Consider the following 16,384-nt stretch of genomic DNA (forward strand, 5'->3'; position numbering starts at 1 on the left):
AACGAAGGCGACGCCTTGAACAGGGGCGACCGCCAAGAAACGTGAACGAGCGCTCAGCGCGGGAAACGCCTGCAAACAGCCATTGAGGGTCGTCCGTTAAGTCACTACGATGCCGCTTCCAACCACTCCCTACAAGGACGCAACCGTGAGTGAGACCAGCGTACTCAATCCGTACTCTGCCCCCAGCAGCGATCTCAACCCCACTGCCAGCAATGAAATCAGCGCCGACCCGCGCCTTGCACTGGCTCGCGGTTACGACTTCTCCATCGGCGATCTGCTCGCAACTGCCTGGCGCAAGACCAGTGGCACCAAAGGTCTGATCTGGGGTGGTTTTCTGGTCATGATGGGCGCGCTGTTCATGGCACAAATCGTCCTATATATCGTCGCCATGATCTTTGGTATCGGCTTTATCGGCCTCGGCGCCCTGAGCGGCTCTGATGGCGGGATGGCCGTGGCCGGCGCCTTCGGCCTGCTCGGCTTCATCTTGATCAGTTCGGTCGCGGTCGTGGCACTGATGTACCCCTTCCTGGCTGGCCTCAACATGATCGGCATTCGCCAGGCAGCAGGCCAGCCCCTGCGCTTCGCGGAAATATTCAGTCACTTCGGTCGTACCTTGCCACTGTTCGCAGCCGGTCTGTTGATAGTGATTGCGACCAACATCGGCTACATGCTGCTGATTCTTCCCGGCATCTATTTGCAAGTTGCACTGCTGCTGACTATTCCACTGGTGGTCGAGCGCAAGCTGTCGGCCTGGCAAGCGATCGTGGTGTCCTGCAAAGCCATCAACCGTCACTGGTTCAAGGTGTTCTTCCTGATGCTGAGCATGGGCATCCTGCTGGTCATCAGCGCACTGCCATTCGGCATAGGCCTGATCTGGACCATGCCCATGTTCATCGTGATGATTGGTGAACTGTACAACCGCATTTTCGGTGTTCTGCCAGCTCCGGCAGTTTGACTTCTGCAACCGGGCCGATCTTCGGCCCGGTTGCGTTTGTGTCCCGCTGCTCGCTAGCATCGGGCTTTCGTCCATACAGACTGCCGATGCCTTCACCTACCCGCTCCAGCCCTGCTGCCGCTGTCACGGCCCTGGACACCCACTATGACGTGGAAACGCCAGAGGGCATCGATCTGCATCTACGCCCGGCCAGCCTGGTACCTCGCGCGCTGGCATTCGCCATCGACCTGGCCATCCGCGGTCTGATTCTCGGCGTGGCGTACCTGATCCTCGGCCTGCTTGGGCAGTTCGGCATGGGCCTGGGTACCATCCTGCTGTTTGTCGTGACCTGGTGGTACATGGTGCTGTTCGAGGTACTCAACCAGGGGCGCTCTCCGGGCAAGCAGATGCTCGGTCTGCGTGTGGTACACGATGACGGTACGCCCGTGGGCTGGGCGGCGTCGCTGACGCGTAATCTGCTGCGCTTCGTCGATCTGCTGCCGTTCGGTTATACCCTGGGCATCCTCAGTTGCCTCAATCACCCGGCGTTCAAACGCCTCGGCGATATCGCCGCAGGAACGCTGGTGGTCTACCGCGATGCAGCTCCGACCCGGCCCAACCTGCCGGACGCCGAACCGCTGCCTGCGCCCTTTGCCCTGACGCTGACCGAACAGCGCGCGCTGCTTGGCTTCGCCGAACGCGGTGCGCAGCTTTCCGCTGCGCGCCGTGCCGAGCTGGCCAGCCTGCTTGCCGAGCCGCTGCAGGTTCCGCCAGAGCAGGCCGAGACGCGCCTCAACGGCATCGCCCGCGGCCTGCTGGGAACCCCACCATGAAGCAGAGCCTGTTCGAGAACCGTCATCAAAACGAATGGGACAGTTTTGCCCAACAACTCGACGCACTCGAAAAAGGTAAGGCACAGGCAGAAGCTTGCAAGGATTTCGCCGCCGATTATCGACAGATTTGCCAGCATCTCGCATTGGCCCAGGCCCGTGGCTACAGCAGCCATCTGATCGACCAGTTGCAACAGATGGCCATGCGCGGCCACCAGCAGTTCTATCGCCATCGCAGCCATATCGGCGCCCAGTTGGTGCGCTTCGTCTTCGGTGGTTTTCCACGCCTGGTGCGCAGCGAATGGCGCTTCGTCTGCAGCGCCAGCCTGTTGTTCTTCGGCAGCCTGGCATTGATGGGGCTGCTCACCTACCTGTTCCCCGAACTGATCTACGGCCTGGTCAGTCCCGATCAGGTCAGCGAGATGGAGCGCATGTACGATCCAGATGCCCGTCGCATCGGTCGCTTCGGCGAGCGCGGCTCCGGCGACGACTGGATGATGTTCGGCTTCTACATCATGAACAACATCGGCATCGCCTTTCAGACCTTCGCCAGCGGCCTGCTGCTGGGCCTCGGCAGCCTGTTCTTCCTGCTCTTCAACGGCCTGATGATCGGCGCCGTGGCCGGCCATCTGACCCGCATCGGTTACAGCGAAACCTTCTGGTCATTCGTCGTCGGCCATGGCGCCTTCGAGCTGACCGCCATCGCCCTGGCCGGTGCTGCCGGGCTCAAGTTGGGCTGGGCCCTGCTCGCTCCCGGCCGCCTGCGCCGAGGAGAGGCCCTGCGCCAGGCGGCCAGCAAGGCCGTGCAACTGGTCGCCGGGGTCATCCTGTTCCTGCTGATTGCCGCCTTTATCGAAGCCTTCTGGTCATCCACCACGGTGGCCACGCCGCAGGTCAAATACATCGTCGGTGCCTGCCTCTGGGCCCTGGTGCTGGGCTACCTGACCCTGGCCGGACGGAGGTCGCATGCGCCTGACTGAAGCCAGCCTCGCCATTCGCCCGCGCAGCGCCTGGGAGGCGCTCGATCTGGGCGTACTCATGGCGCAGCGGCATGCTGGCCTGCTCATGGCCAGTTGGGCGCTGGTCACCCTGCCGATCTTCGCCCTGCTCTGCGCAGTGCTCTGGCAGTACCCAGGCTGGGCGATGTTCCTCTTCTGGTGGTTGAAGCCTGCCTACGAGCGCCTGCCGCTGTACATCCTTTCGCACGCATTGTTCGGCAACACGCCGACGCTCAGGCAGGCCGTGAAAGCCTGGCCCAAGTTGCTCAAACCTCAACTGCTGGCCAGCCTGACCTGGCGCCGACTGAGCCTAACGCGCAGCTTCGATCTGCCGGTGCTGCAGCTCGAAGGGCTATCCGGCCAGGCACGCAGCCAGCGCCTGGTAGTGCTCGGACAACGCGACAGTGGCGCGGCGACCTGGCTCACCGTCGTCGGCGTGCACCTGGAAACCGCGCTCATGCTCGGCCTCAGCGCGCTCTTCTACCTGATGCTGCCGCAGCAGATCGAGCTGAACTGGAGCTGGCAAAGCCTGATCACCCCCGACAGCGGGGAATGGCTGTGGCTGGAACACCTGTCCAATGCCGGCTATGCCCTGCTGCTGATCGTCTGGGAGCCGGTCTACGTCGCCTGCGGCTTCACCCTGTACCTCAACCGTCGTACTGCGTTGGAAGCCTGGGATATCGAGCTGGTATTCCGCCGCCTGCGTCAACGCCTGATCGGAACCGCCTACGCCCTACTCCTGGGCTGCGCCCTGCTCCTGGGCCAACCGGCTACGACGGCTTGGGCCGATGACGCAGCGCCCGCAGCCCAGATCGATCCGCACGGCCCCGAAGCACCGCGCCTGCTGAAACAGCCGCTGACCAGCCAGGCCGCACACGACAGCATCAGCAAACTGCTCGATGAACCGCCCTTCCAGCATCGCGAAAGTGTCACCCGCTGGCGCCTGGGCGATGACAAAAAGGCCGAAGAACCCACTGAAAAAGAAGACGGCAAGGGCTTTTTCGAAGCGCTGGAAAAACTCGGCCAGTTGTTGAAAGGCCTGGACACCCTCGCGCAAATCTTCGAAGTGTTGCTCTGGGGAAGCCTGTTTGCCCTGCTGGTGTACATCCTCTGGCGTTATCGCGACTGGCTGCAGACCTTCGGTGAGCGTCTTGGCCTGCCGAAGAAACGCCGGCGCATCGTGGTGCCCACGCAGATGTTCGGCCTGGAAGTCGCCCCGGAGAGCCTGCCGGAGGATGTCGCCAGCGAAGCGCAACGGCTCTGGGGCAGTGACCCGCGCGCCGCGCTTGGCCTGCTTTACCGCGCACTGCTCAGCCGCCTGCTCTACGACCATCGACTCGCCCTCAAGGCCTCGCACACCGAGGGTGAGGTGCTGCGCCTGGTGCAAAACCTGAATCATCAGAATCTGCAAGGCTACAGCGAGCAGCTCACTCAGCACTGGCAGGCGCTCGCCTATGGTCATCGCCAGCCGTCTACGGAACAGGCTCAGGCCCTCTGCCAGGGCTGGCGCGAGCTGTTCGGTCTGGAGGCTCGCCCATGAGTCGTCGCGCCGGCTTCTTCACCGCCATGGTCGTGCTGCTGCTCGTTGGCCTGTCCGCCATCTATCTCATGCAGAATCTGCAGCCTTATCAGGAAACCGTCGAACACGGCCCTGCACCGGAAGTGGCTGCCAATCCCTATCTGGCCGCCGAACATTTCCTGCGCCAGCGCGGGCTCAGCGTGCAGCAAGTCGACGGCTTGGACGTGCTGGACAAGCTGCCCAGCCAGGGCCAGACCCTGATGCTCCTGGCCGACCGCGGCAACATGACGCCACGCCAAGCCGAACATCTGCTGCAGTGGACGGCCAACGGCGGCCACCTGCTGCTGATCGCCGAACGCCTCTGGGACGAAGAGGAAGGCAAGAGCGGCGACATCCTCCTCGACCTGCTCGGCATCGAGCAGTACATGAGCGACGACCTCGAGGAAGAAGAAGCCGAAGGCGAGCCCGGCGAAACGAAGGCCGAAGACGACTACCCGGATCTGACCAAGCTCTACCTGCAGAACGAAGACGCACCGGCCTACATCGCCTTCGATACCGACTACCACCTGTTCGATGCGCAGAACCGCGCCCACGCCTGGGCCAACAGCGCCAAGGCCACCCATCTGCTGCAGCTCTACCACGGCGAAGGGCTGGTGACCGTGCTCAGCGATCCGTGGATCTGGCAGAACACCCGCATCGGTGAGTACGACCACGCCTGGCTGCTCTGGTACCTCAGCCAGGACAGCGCCGTGACCCTGCTCTATCGCGCCGACCAGGACAACCTGTTCAGCCAGTTGCTGCGCAACTTCCCGCTGGCGCTGGTGGTGCTGGTGCTGCTGCTCGCCGCCGCGCTGTGGCATGCCGGCATGCGCCATGGCCCGCTGCTCGCCCCGGCCAGCCGCGCTCGCCGGCAACTGGAGGAGCACCTGCGCGCCAGTGCCGACTTCCTGCTACGCCGCCGCGGCCAGCACAGCCTGCTGCAAATCCTGCAACAGGACATCAAGCGCCGTGCCCGACGGCGCTACCCCGGCTTCGAAAAACTCGGCGTCGCCGAACAGTGGCAGGTGCTGGGTCGCCTCACGCGCCTGCCATCGCGCAGTATCAGCCAAGCCATGCGCCCGCTGCCCAAGCAGCGCCTATCCGCCAGTGACTTCACCCGCCAGGTCGCCCACCTGCAAACCCTCAGGAATGCCCTATGACGAGCGAACAGACGCCTGAAACCGAAACCCTGCCGGCTTCCGATGCAGCGACGGCCGCACCTGCCAACCCGCAACTGCAACAACGCCAGCGTGCCAGCGCGCTGGCCCAGGCGCTGCGCAGCGAATTGCGCAAGGCGGTGATCGGCCAGTGCGCGGTGATCGACGATGTACTCACGGCACTCATCGCGGGCGGCCACGTTCTGGTCGAAGGCGTCCCCGGCCTGGGCAAGACCCTGCTGGTGCGCGCCCTGGCCCGTTGCTTCGGCGGCGAGTTCGCGCGCATCCAGTTCACCCCGGATCTGATGCCCAGCGACATCACCGGCCATGCCGTGTACGACCTGCAGAGCGAGCAGTTCAAGCTGCGCAAGGGGCCGATCTTCACCAACCTGCTGCTGGCTGACGAGATCAACCGCGCCCCGGCCAAGACCCAGGCGGCCCTGCTGGAGGTGATGCAGGAGCGTCAGGTGACCCTGGAAGGTCGCGCTCTGGCCGTACCGCTGCCCTTCATGGTGCTGGCCACGCAGAACCCCATCGAGCAGGAAGGCACCTATCCGCTGCCGGAAGCCGAGCTCGACCGTTTCATGCTCAAGCTGCGCATGGATTACCCGGAGCAGGACGAAGAGCTGAGCATGGTGCGTCAGGTGACCCGCTCGGCCAAGGCCGACATGCTCGAAGTCAGCCCGCTGCGCACCCTGCTGCAAGCCAAGGACGTGCTGGCCCTGCAGAAGATCGCCAGCGACCTGCCCATCGACGAACAGGTGCTCGACTACGCCGTGCGCCTGGCCCGTGCCACACGCACCTGGCCGGGCCTGGCCATGGGCGCCGGGCCACGTGCCTCGATCGCCCTGGTACGTGGCGCCCGCGCCCGTGCCCTGCTGCGCGGCGGCGACTTCGTGCTACCCGACGACATCAAGGGCTGCGCCCTGGCCGTGTTGCGCCATCGCGTGCGCCTGGCGCCCGAATTGGACATTGAAGGCCTGTCAGTAGATCAAGTGTTGCAACAACTGCTCGACCAGGTGCCGGCACCGCGTCTATGAAGCCCTCGCGCCTGCTCCTCGCCCTGCTCGGCACACTGCTGACAGCCGCCGTACTGCTCGGCGCGCTACCACTGCTGGGGGTGAAATTGCCGGCCAGCCTGGACATGCTGGGCTGGGCCGTGCTCTGTGCGCTGGCACTGATCGCGCTGATGGATGCCCTGTGGCTGCGCCGTTTGCCCACACCCAGGGTGCAACGCACGCTGCCGGGTAATCTGCCGCTGGGCCGCTGGAGCGACGTGCAGTTACAGGTGCATCACGGCTTCGCCAACGCGGCGCAGATCGAGCTGTTCGATCATGTGCCGGCCGGCATGGCGTTCGAGGGCATGCCGCTGCGCGTCGACCTGCACCCCGGCCAGCAGACGCAGTTGAGCTATCGCCTCAAACCGCAGCAACGCGGGCATTTCGCTTTCGACCGCTGCGAACTCTTGCTGCCCAGCCCGTTGCGTCTGTGGCAAGGCCGTCGCCTGCTCGATGTGCCGGGTGAGAGCCGCGTCTTCCCCGACTTCGCCCGCCTCTATGGCGCCCAACTGAAGGCTGTGGACGACTGGCTCAGCCAGTTGGGCGTGCGCCAGCGTCCGCGTCGTGGTTTGGGCCTGGAGTTCCACCAACTGCGCGAGTTTCGCGACGGCGATACCCTGCGCCAGATCGACTGGAAGGCCACCGCGCGCAAGCGCACGCCGATCGCCCGCGAGTACCAGGACGAGCGCGACCAGCAGATCGTCTTCCTGCTCGACTGCGGCCGGCGCATGCGCAGCCAGGACGACGAGCTGTCGCACTTCGATCACGCCCTCAACGCCTGCCTGCTGCTCAGCTACGTGGCCCTGCGCCAGGGCGACGCGGTGGGCCTGGCGACCTTCGCCGGCAATCACCAGCGCTATTTGGCACCGGTCAAGGGTCAGGCCCAGCTCAACACCCTGCTGGGCGCCGTATACGACCTGGAGACCAGCCAGCAGCCCGCCGACTTCAGCGCCGCCGCCGATCTGCTCCTCGCCCGCCAGCGGCGCCGCGCCCTGGTGGTGCTGGTGACCAACCTGCGCGATGAGGATGATCAGGATCTGCTCGCGGCAGTGAAACGCCTGTCGCGCCAGCACCGTGTGCTGATCGCCAGCCTGCGCGAAGAAGTACTCGACCGCCTGCGTCAGGAACCGGTGGAACAGTTCGAGCAGGCGCTGGCCTACTGCGGCACCCTGGACTATCTCAACGCCCGCGCCGGATTGCATGAGCGTCTGGCCGCCCATGACGTACCGGTGCTCGATGCACGGCCCGGCGAGCTTGGGCCGGAACTGGTCAGCAGCTACCTGGCCTGGAAGAAAGCCGGCGCACTTTAAGGGCAACCCCTGGCGCCCGCGGTGGTCGAAGGCATTGACGCAGAGGCCCTGGCACCGGCTTTCCCACACAGATGCTGCGTGGTTATGGCCGATGCTGGGTGCTATGATCCCGAGTCTGTGGCGCAAGGGGTACAAACTCCACGCCGCTCGCAGGCTGATCCCAGCCTGCCGTCAGGGCCGCCCGTGATCGGCCTCATGCGCATACCGCACACGACCTGAGTAGGAGATAGACCATGGCTTTTGAATTGCCGCCGCTGCCTTACGAAAAGAACGCTCTCGAGCCGCACATTTCCGCCGAGACCCTGGAATTCCACCACGACAAGCACCACAACACCTACGTCGTGAACCTGAACAACCTGGTGCCGGGCACCGAGTTCGAAGGCAAGAGCCTGGAAGAGATCGTCAAGACCTCCTCGGGCGGCATCTTCAACAACGCCGCTCAGGTGTGGAACCACACCTTCTACTGGAACTGCCTGTCGCCGAACGGCGGTGGCCAACCGACCGGCGCCCTGGCTGATGCCATCAACGCTGCCTTCGGTTCCTTCGACAAGTTCAAGGAAGAGTTCAGCAAGGTTTCCATCGGCACCTTCGGTTCCGGCTGGGGCTGGCTGGTGAAGAAAGCTGACGGTTCCCTGGCCCTGGCCAGCACCATCGGCGCCGGCTGCCCGCTGACCAGCGGCGACACTCCGCTGCTGACCTGCGACGTCTGGGAACACGCCTACTACATCGACTACCGCAACCTGCGTCCGAAGTACGTCGAGGCGTTCTGGAACCTGGTCAACTGGGACTTCGTTGCCCAGAACTACGCGGCCTGATTCAGCGCCCCGTAATACAGGAACCCGGCTTCGGCCGGGTTCTTCGTTTTCGCGCTCGCTAAACGCTCACAACAAGCGCCGAGCAGAACAGGCCAAGCCCTGTTCCTCCACCCGGCTCACCGCCTGACTCAGCAGGCGATCGGCACGCACCGGCCCGAAGAACTCGCACAACCCGATATAGAGCAGGTTGAGCAGTTTGCGCAGTTGCTCGATACCCAGACTCTCGATGCCATCGAGCGCCCCCTGCTCCAGCCAGGCACGCAGTCGCAGGCTCAGCTCAGCACTCACCTGCATGCCAGCGAGATTACCTGCGGCGAACCCACGCAACGCCTGTTGTTGCGAGCTGTCCATCTGCGCCAGCAAGGCCTGGTTGAGCGCCAGGAAGGTTGTCTGCGCCGCCGCATCAGGGCTGGCAACGCTACGCACGGCCTCATTACGCCCCTGGCGCCAGGCAGCCAGTTGCATCTCTGGGTCTGGTAACAGGTTGTCGGGCGAGCCCGTCAAGGCGCCGACCAGCTCGCGGTACAAGCGCGCCCGTTCCAGCTTGCGCTCGGTGCGCAGCACCACCTCGGCGAGAAATTCGTTGAGGGCGAAGGGCGGTTTGTCTGAATACTTGTTCTCCCACAAGGCCAGCAACGGCCATAACTCCTCCTCGGAAAAATGCCCGGCCAGGCCGGTATAGATGGCGCGACGACGCAGGTTCAATCTCATCCTCAGCCCCTCCTCGACCATTGTTCGCTGTCGAAGGTCTGCATCAGGTTGAATTCCGGGTAGCCCACCTCGGCGTGTTCGGCGAAGTCCAGGCCCCGTTGTTCGTGCTGGGCGGAGACGCGCAGACCGACGGTCTTGGCCAGCAACAGGTAGAACAGCAAGGCCAGCGGAAAGGCCCAGAGAAAAGCCGCTGCCGCTCCCAGCGCCTGTACCGCCACACGCGACCAGTTGAACAGGTCGCCCTGGTAGAAAAGCCCCGCTGCCAAGGTGCCCCATATGCCGGCGAAACCGTGCACCGGTACCGCGCCTACCACGTCGTCGATACGCAGCCGGTCGAGCAGGCGCATGCCGTAGATCACCACGAAGCCTGCGATCAACCCGGTGAGTGCGGCATAGCCCGGCGCCATGCTGGCACAACCAGCCGTGATCCCTACCAGCCCGCCGATGGAGCCATTGACCGTGCTGGTCAGCAGCACCGGGCTGGCAGTGCTGCGTTGCGCGACCAACGCACCGATGGCACCGCAGAGCGCTGCCAGATGGGTATTGAGGGCGATCAGCCCCAGCGAACTGCTGACTGCCAGATTGCTTCCGGCATTGAAGCCGAACCAACCGAACCAGAGCAGGAAGCCACCCAGCGCGACCATGCCCAGATTGTGCCCGGGAATCAGCCGTGCCTGGCCATCGCTGCCGTAACGCCCCAGTCGCGGGCCAAGCAACAGGATGCCAGCCAACGCACACCAGGCGCCGACACTGTGCACCACGGTAGAGCCGGCGAAGTCGATGAAGCCCAGCTTGGCCAGCCAACCCTGGCCGCCATACAGGCCACTCCATACCCAACTGCCGAATATCGGGTAGATCAAACCGCTGATCACCACCGCACCGGCCAGATAGGCCCAATAGTGGGTGCGCTCGGCCATGGCACCACTGGCGATGGTTGCCGCCGTGGCTGCGAACATCATCTGAAAGAGCAGGAAGGTGTAGTCCCAGGGCTCGCCATCATGCAGGGCGAAATGGCTCATGCCATACCAGCCGGTTAGGTTGGCGCCGAACATCAAGCCAAAACCCAGCAACCAGAAGACGACCCCGCCCACGCAACAATCCATGTAGTTCTTCATCATCACGTTGACGGCATTCTTGGCCCGTGACATGCCGCTTTCCAGCAAGGCAAAACCCGCCTGCATGAGGAACACCAGCACACTGGCCAGCACCAGCCAGGCAGTATTCACCGCCTCGTCAGTGGCCGCGTGGGCCTGAGGGGCGAAGCAGACAGCGACGAGCAACAGCCAGAGCGTTTTCATCCCGAGTCCCCCGATGGTCGATGTGCCATCAGTCGCAACTCTTGTGCCACTACTCATTTCGATGAAAAGCCGCTCAAGTCCGGGCCAAACGCACCGACACAGAGCAAGGCCAGCGTACGAGCCGCTGGTCATGCACCAGGCTCGCCCTTCGGTAAGGAAAAGTGCCACCAGCCATGCTGGCCCTTTGACGGCCAGAGCGAGATTGCCAATACTCTCGTCTGATGACGCTGTAGCACCCGACACAAGGAATTGCATTTGAAGCTGGAATTGAAGAACAGCTTGTCACTCAAGTTGCTCCGCGTGGTGCTGCTTTCGGCACTGGTGGTCGGGGTGGTGCTCAGCTGTGCGCAAATCGTCTTCGACGCCTACAAGACGCGGCAAGCGGTTGCCAATGATGCTCAGCGTATCCTCGGCATGTTCCGCGATCCGTCGACCCAGGCGGTGTACAGCCTGGATCGGGAAATGGGCATGCAGGTGATCGAAGGCCTGTTTCAGCACGAATCGGTGCGTTATGCCTCCATCGGTCATCCCAACGAGCCCATGCTGGCCGAACGTTCGCGCGACCTGGCGCAGATTCCCACCCGCTGGCTGACAGACCCGATCCTCGGCCAGGAACAGCAGTTCTCCACCAAGCTGGTCGGTCGCGGCCCCTACAGCGAGTATTACGGCGACCTCAACATCGTTCTCGACACCGCCGCGTACGGCGAAAGCTTCGTGACCAATTCGGTCATCATCTTCATTTCCGGCGTGCTCCGTGCCATGGCCATGGGCCTGGTGCTCTATCTGGTCTACCACTGGCTGCTGACCAAACCCCTGTCGAAGATCATCGAGCACCTCACCCACATCAACCCGGATCGCCCCAGCGAGCACAAGCTGCCCATGCTCGCCGGCAACGAAAACAACGAACTGGGGCTGTGGATCAACACCGCCAACCAGTTGCTCGCGTCCATCGAACGCAATACCACCCTGCGCCGCGAAGCGGAAAACAGCCTGCTGCGCATGGCCCAGTACGACTTCCTCACCGGGCTGCCCAACCGCCAGCAACTGCAGCAGCAACTCGACCAGATTCTCGAGGATGCCGGCCGCCTGCAGCGACGCGTCGCCGTACTCTGCGTCGGCCTCGATGACTTCAAGGGCATCAACGAGCAGTTCAGCTACCAGAGCGGCGACCAGTTGCTGCTCGCCCTCTCCGACCGTCTGCGTAGCCACAGCGGCCGCCTGGGCGCCCTGGCGCGCCTCGGCGGCGACCAGTTCGCCCTGGTGCAAGCCGATATCGAGCAGCCCTACGAGGCCGCCGAGCTGGCGCAGAGCGTGCTGGACGACCTGGAGCAGCCCTTCCAGCTCGACCAGCAGGAAGTACGCCTGCGCGCCACCATCGGCATCACCCTGTTCCCCGAAGACGGCGACAGCACCGAGAAGCTGCTGCAGAAAGCCGAGCAGACCATGACCCTGGCCAAGAGCCGCTCGCGCAACCGCTACCAGTTCTACATCGCCAGCGTCGACAGCGAGATGCGCCGCCGCCGTGAGCTGGAGAAGGATCTGCGCGACGCCCTGGCGCAAAACCAGTTGCACCTGGTCTATCAGCCGCAGGTGGACTATCGCGATCACCGTGTGGTCGGTGTCGAAGCGCTGCTGCGCTGGCAGCATCCGCAGCACGGCTTCGTTCCACCGGATCTGTTCATCCCCCTGGCCGAGCAGAACGGCACCATCATTCCCATTGGCGATTGGGTGCTGGATCAGACCTGCCGCCAACTGCGCGAGTGGCACGATCAGGGCTTCAGCGACCTGCGCATGGCCATCAACCTGTCCACCGTGCAGTTGCACCACTCCGAGCTGCCACGGGTGGTCAACAATCTCATGCAGGTCTACCGCCTGCCGGCCAAGAGCCTGGAGCTGGAAGTTACCGAGACCGGCCTGATGGAAGACATCAGCACCGCCGCTCAACACCTGCTCAGCCTGCGCCGCTCCGGCGCGCTGATCGCCATCGACGACTTCGGCACCGGTTACTCCTCACTGAGTTATCTGAAGAGCCTGCCGCTGGACAAAATCAAGATCGACAAGAGCTTCGTCCAGGATCTGCTGGAGGACGAGGACGACGCCACCATCGTTCGCGCCATCATCCAGCTCGGCAAGAGCCTGGGCATGCAGGTCATCGCCGAAGGCGTGGAGACCGCTGAGCAGGAGGCCTACATCATCGCCCAGGGCTGCCATGAAGGTCAGGGCTACCTGTACAGCAAACCGCTGCCTGCGCGCGAACTGACCCTGTTCCTCAAGCAATCCCGCCGCCTGAGTTCAGCCGCCACGCTCTGACCACTACACCGAGCCCAAATGAAAACGCCGCGATGATCGCGGCGTTTTCGTTCGGAGCCTGGCCACAGCTCACCAGTTCTGCACACCCAGCAACCAGGCTGTAGCCAAGGCGCCAGCCAGGCACAGCGCGGCGCCGCCGGCCGCCTGCCAGTAGAAACTGCGTGCCAGCTCGTCCTCCCCGGCATTGGACAGAATAAACGGCTGCGCCTCACGCGGCCTGGCCATCTGATTGCGAGGCGGTTCCTGAGCACGCAGTCGCTGTCGATCCTCGGCTTCGAGCTGTGCGGCAAGGCGTACACGCTCCCACTCGCGCTCGTCCAACTGGCCATTGCCATCACTGTCGAAGCGCTGCAGCAGGCCGGTGAAATCGCCCTTCCACTCACGGATCACCGCACTCTGCGCTGCTGGCAGGTCGAAGCCCTGCTGCGCGGCGCCATGGGTGCGGAAATCACCGATGGCATACAGCGGCTGGTCGGCATGCAGGCGCTCCTCGACATAGCGGTAGCGCTGGCCGCTGGTGAGAAAGCCGAGAAAACCCGTCTTGGCCGGCCCCAGCGGGTGGCGCAGGTTGCCCTCCCAGGACTCGCGCACAACCGGGCGTACCTCGGCACCGCGCGGATCGATCAGGCATTCGCCAGTGCCATCGCTCAGACGCAGCCAAGCCTCGCTGCTGCCGCTGTCGATCACTCGCCAACTGCTCTTCTTGTCGTCGGACTGGTACTCCTCGATACGGAAGCGCCACCACAGGCAGGGCTTGCCGGTCAGCGGGCCGCGTATGTCGACGTCCGGCAGCGCGTGCAGCACGCCGTACAGCTCGACATAGCCCTGCGCTGCCGAACGGATCTTCGAGGTGGGTGTATCGAGCAGATGACGCGCCTGCGACCAGCGCCGCAGGCACCACCAGGCACCGCCCAGACAGGCAGCCAGGGCAAAGCCAAGGGCCACGAAGAAGCCCATTGGATCGGCCTGCTGCATATCAGTTGAACAGCGACTTGAGGTCGACGTCGGCTTTTTCCGCCTCGCTGAACACCAGCAACTCGGCAGCCGGGAAGTTGAACATGCGCGCCAGGAGCACATCCGGGAACTGCTCGATGCGCACGTTGTTAAGGTTCACCGCCTCGTTGTACAGCTCACGGCGGTCGGCGATGCCGTTTTCCAAACCGGTGATGCGCTGCTGCAGGTGCTGAAAGCTGTCGTTGGCCTTGAGCTGCGGGTAGTTTTCGGCCAGCGCGAAGAGCTGCCCAAGGCCGGCGCGCAGACCGCTCTCGGCCTTGCCCAGGGCACCCACATCCTGCTGTTCACGAGCACTGGCCACGGCGCTGCGTGCGGCGATCACCCGTTCCAGAGTGGCGCCTTCGTACTGCATGTACTGCTTGCAGGTCTCCACCAGCTTGGGCAGTTCGTCGTGCCGTTGCTTGAGCAGCACGTCGATATTCGACCAAGCCTTGCTCACGCCATGCTTGAGGCGAACCAGGCCGTTGTAGAGGGAAACTGCATAGGCGCCCAGCAGGACGATAACAACGATCAGGATCACGGCAGTCAGGCTCATCGATTCTCTCCATGGGGTGGGCGGCGACTGAGATGCTGGCATTCTAGCGGCGCAGTTGCGCAGCGACAGCGATATCTCGCACAGCTCAGGCATAAATTGGCCTTTACACATAATGCGAAACATTTGCATTATGTCGCGGTTTTTCAGGTACATCTCGGGTGCCTGCCGGCAAAGCACTCCACTGCGACTCTCCAGGCGCGTACTCATCACGCCTTTTCCGAGCCGTCGCAACACGAGCGTTTTGCCCCCTGGTTACCCGGTGCCTTCACATTCAGCTCTGCAAAGGACTTCGCCATGATTCGTATGCCCCTGGCTTCTGCCAGCTTGCTGGCCATCGCCATCTCCCTCGCCGGATGCGGTGACGACAAAGCACCCGCCACCCAGGCTGCCGCGCCAGCAGCCAGCGAAAGCGCCGCACCGATCGCCAGCAAGGTCGACGAAGCCGCAGCCAAGGCCGTGGTGAACCATTACGCGGATCTGGCCCTGGCCGTGTTCAGCGACGCCGCCAGCACCGGCAAGGCCCTGCAAGGCGCCATCGACGCCCTGCTCGCCAACCCCAGCGAAGAAACCCTGAAGGCTGCTCGCCAGGCCTGGCTGGCCGCGCGCGTGCCCTACATGCAGAGCGAAGTGTTCCGCTTCGGCAACCCGGTGGTCGACGACTGGGAAGGCCAACTCAACTCCTGGCCGCTGGACGAAGGCCTGATCGACTACGTCGCCCCCGATTACCAGCACGCGCTGGGCAACCCGGGTGCGCAAGCCAACATCATCGCCAACACCGAGATCCAGGTCGGCGAAGACAAGATCGACGTCAGCAACATCACCGGTGATCTGCTGGCCAGCCTGAACGAGCTGGGCGGCTCCGAAGCCAACGTTGCCACCGGCTACCACGCCATCGAATTCCTGCTCTGGGGCCAGGATCTCAACGGCACCAAGCCGGGCGCCGGCAACCGTCCGTACACCGATTACCTGGTCGGTGAAGGCGCCACCGGTGGCCACAACGACCGCCGCCGCGCTTACCTGAAAGCCGCTACCGACCTGCTGGTCAAAGACCTCAACGACATGGTCGAGCAGTGGAAAGCCGGCGTCGAAGGCAACTATCGCAGCCAACTGGTCAGCGAGCCGGCCGAAAACGGCCTGCGCAAGATGCTGTTCGGCATGGGCAGCCTGTCCCTCGGCGAGCTGGCTGGCGAGCGCATGAAGGTCGCGCTGGAAGCCAACTCCACCGAAGACGAGCATGACTGCTTCAGCGACAACACCCACAACTCGCACTTCTACAACGGCCTGGGCATCCGCAACGTCTACTTGGGTGAGTACAAGAAGGTCGACGGCAGCACCCTGACCGGCCCAAGCCTGTCGGAGCTGGTGGCCAAGATTGATGCCCAGGCCGACACCACCCTGAAGGCCGACCTCGACGCCACCCAGGCCGAGCTGCAGAAGCTGGTCGACAGCGCCGAGAAGGACAATGTGCATTTCGATCAACTGATCGCGGCTGACAACCCTGAGGGCCAGGCTCTGGTACGTGGCGCCATCGCTGCGCTGGTCAAGCAGACCGGCGCCATCGAGCAGGCTTCGGGTAAGCTCGGCATCGCCGACCTGAACCCGGATACCGCTGATCACGAGTTCTGATCGATCCGCGCGTGACGCAACGGCTCGTCCTCTTGGGGGCGGGCCGTTTTTTTTGTGGGTGATGGGGGTGCCGGACTGGCGAGTTTGTGTGCTGGTTTCGGTGTTAAAGCTACTTATCGGCATTTCGGTGATGTCTTGGGTTTCGCCCTCCCGGGCGAGCAACCGTGTCCAGCGTCAAGTCACTTGAGGCCTGAAATGAGCCTGATCACGGAGCATCGCATTGAGGATGG

14 protein-coding genes are annotated in these 16,384 nt (G+C 63.7%); 10 read left to right on the top strand and 4 right to left on the bottom strand.

The features are described from left to right. Positions 1-145: 145 nt before the first annotated feature. From VC352_RS06030 to VC352_RS06065, 8 genes are all read left to right on the top strand, one after another. Positions 146-955, top strand: coding sequence for a hypothetical protein (locus VC352_RS06030; protein WP_322978672.1), 810 nt, complete (start codon positions 146-148; stop codon positions 953-955). 86 nt (positions 956-1,041) lie between these two features. Further along, entirely contained in the window at positions 1,042-1,767 is a 726-nt protein-coding gene (locus VC352_RS06035) for an RDD family protein (RefSeq protein ID WP_322978673.1), read from the top strand. Further along, on the top strand, positions 1,764-2,744 hold the full coding sequence (locus tag VC352_RS06040; RefSeq protein ID WP_322978674.1) for a stage II sporulation protein M: 981 nt from the start codon (positions 1,764-1,766) through the stop codon (positions 2,742-2,744). Before VC352_RS06035 ends, VC352_RS06040 begins: the two co-directional genes overlap by 4 nt. Continuing rightward, positions 2,731-4,302, top strand: coding sequence for a DUF4129 domain-containing protein (locus VC352_RS06045; RefSeq protein ID WP_322978675.1), 1,572 nt, complete (start codon positions 2,731-2,733; stop codon positions 4,300-4,302). Before VC352_RS06040 ends, VC352_RS06045 begins: the two co-directional genes overlap by 14 nt. Continuing rightward, positions 4,299-5,480: a DUF4350 domain-containing protein gene (locus VC352_RS06050; protein WP_322978676.1), complete on the top strand. Its 1,182-nt coding sequence runs from the start codon at positions 4,299-4,301 to the stop codon at positions 5,478-5,480. The genes VC352_RS06045 and VC352_RS06050 overlap by 4 nt, the downstream gene beginning before the upstream one ends. Beyond that, on the top strand, positions 5,477-6,517 hold the full coding sequence (locus VC352_RS06055) for a MoxR family ATPase (protein WP_322978677.1): 1,041 nt from the start codon (positions 5,477-5,479) through the stop codon (positions 6,515-6,517). The genes VC352_RS06050 and VC352_RS06055 overlap by 4 nt, the downstream gene beginning before the upstream one ends. Then, the gene (locus tag VC352_RS06060; RefSeq protein ID WP_322978678.1) at positions 6,514-7,845 is read left to right on the top strand and encodes a DUF58 domain-containing protein; all 1,332 of its coding nucleotides are present in this window, start codon (positions 6,514-6,516) and stop codon (positions 7,843-7,845) included. The genes VC352_RS06055 and VC352_RS06060 overlap by 4 nt, the downstream gene beginning before the upstream one ends. Before the next feature lie 233 nt (positions 7,846-8,078). Beyond that, positions 8,079-8,660, top strand: a complete 582-nt coding sequence (locus VC352_RS06065) for a superoxide dismutase (protein ID WP_003462535.1) — start codon at positions 8,079-8,081, stop codon at positions 8,658-8,660. 66 nt (positions 8,661-8,726) lie between these two features. Here the strand turns inward: VC352_RS06065 and VC352_RS06070 are convergent, their stop codons facing one another. Both VC352_RS06070 and VC352_RS06075 read right to left on the bottom strand, forming a co-directional pair. After that, positions 8,727-9,371 (bottom strand): hypothetical protein, encoded by a 645-nt coding sequence (locus VC352_RS06070; RefSeq protein WP_322978679.1) that lies wholly within the window; start codon positions 9,369-9,371, stop codon positions 8,727-8,729. A 2-nt stretch (positions 9,372-9,373) separates the two neighbouring features. After that, entirely contained in the window at positions 9,374-10,669 is a 1,296-nt protein-coding gene (locus tag VC352_RS06075; RefSeq protein WP_322978680.1) for an ammonium transporter, read from the bottom strand. 255 nt (positions 10,670-10,924) lie between these two features. Here VC352_RS06075 and VC352_RS06080 point away from each other — a divergent pair, with 255 nt between their 5' ends. After that, positions 10,925-12,979, top strand: coding sequence for a putative bifunctional diguanylate cyclase/phosphodiesterase (locus VC352_RS06080; protein WP_322978681.1), 2,055 nt, complete (start codon positions 10,925-10,927; stop codon positions 12,977-12,979). A 69-nt stretch (positions 12,980-13,048) separates the two neighbouring features. On the opposite strand, the gene VC352_RS06085 is transcribed toward VC352_RS06080, so the two are convergent. After that, a complete protein-coding gene (locus VC352_RS06085; RefSeq protein WP_322978682.1) occupies positions 13,049-13,954 on the bottom strand; it encodes a GIDE domain-containing protein in 906 nt (301 codons plus the stop codon). A 1-nt stretch (position 13,955) separates the two neighbouring features. Continuing rightward, a complete protein-coding gene (locus tag VC352_RS06090) occupies positions 13,956-14,528 on the bottom strand; it encodes a LemA family protein (protein ID WP_322978683.1) in 573 nt (190 codons plus the stop codon). A gap of 294 nt (positions 14,529-14,822) precedes the next feature. Between VC352_RS06090 and VC352_RS06095 the strand changes: the two genes are divergently transcribed. Beyond that, positions 14,823-16,154, top strand: a complete 1,332-nt coding sequence (locus VC352_RS06095; protein ID WP_322978684.1) for an imelysin family protein — start codon at positions 14,823-14,825, stop codon at positions 16,152-16,154. The last annotated feature ends 230 nt before the right edge of the window (positions 16,155-16,384 follow it).

Source organism: Pseudomonas sp. C11, from assembly GCF_034683865.1.
Classification (GTDB): Bacteria; Pseudomonadota; Gammaproteobacteria; order Pseudomonadales; family Pseudomonadaceae; genus Aquipseudomonas.

What these genes read in the sequence shown, in the direction of transcription:
- VC352_RS06035 (WP_322978673.1), top strand. Translation starts at nt 1,042, where the DNA reads ATGCCTTCACCTACCCGCTCCAGCCCTGCTGCCGCTGTCACGGCCCTG.
- VC352_RS06040 (WP_322978674.1), top strand. Translation starts at nt 1,764, where the DNA reads ATGAAGCAGAGCCTGTTCGAGAACCGTCATCAAAACGAATGGGACAGT.
- VC352_RS06045 (WP_322978675.1), top strand. Translation starts at nt 2,731, where the DNA reads ATGCGCCTGACTGAAGCCAGCCTCGCCATTCGCCCGCGCAGCGCCTGG.
- VC352_RS06050 (WP_322978676.1), top strand. Translation starts at nt 4,299, where the DNA reads ATGAGTCGTCGCGCCGGCTTCTTCACCGCCATGGTCGTGCTGCTGCTC.
- VC352_RS06055 (WP_322978677.1), top strand. Translation starts at nt 5,477, where the DNA reads ATGACGAGCGAACAGACGCCTGAAACCGAAACCCTGCCGGCTTCCGAT.
- VC352_RS06060 (WP_322978678.1), top strand. Translation starts at nt 6,514, where the DNA reads ATGAAGCCCTCGCGCCTGCTCCTCGCCCTGCTCGGCACACTGCTGACA.
- VC352_RS06065 (WP_003462535.1), top strand. Translation starts at nt 8,079, where the DNA reads ATGGCTTTTGAATTGCCGCCGCTGCCTTACGAAAAGAACGCTCTCGAG.
- VC352_RS06070 (WP_322978679.1), bottom strand. Translation starts at nt 9,371, where the DNA reads ATGAGATTGAACCTGCGTCGTCGCGCCATCTATACCGGCCTGGCCGGG.
- VC352_RS06075 (WP_322978680.1), bottom strand. Translation starts at nt 10,669, where the DNA reads ATGAAAACGCTCTGGCTGTTGCTCGTCGCTGTCTGCTTCGCCCCTCAG.
- VC352_RS06085 (WP_322978682.1), bottom strand. Translation starts at nt 13,954, where the DNA reads ATGCAGCAGGCCGATCCAATGGGCTTCTTCGTGGCCCTTGGCTTTGCC.
- VC352_RS06090 (WP_322978683.1), bottom strand. Translation starts at nt 14,528, where the DNA reads ATGAGCCTGACTGCCGTGATCCTGATCGTTGTTATCGTCCTGCTGGGC.
- VC352_RS06095 (WP_322978684.1), top strand. Translation starts at nt 14,823, where the DNA reads ATGATTCGTATGCCCCTGGCTTCTGCCAGCTTGCTGGCCATCGCCATC.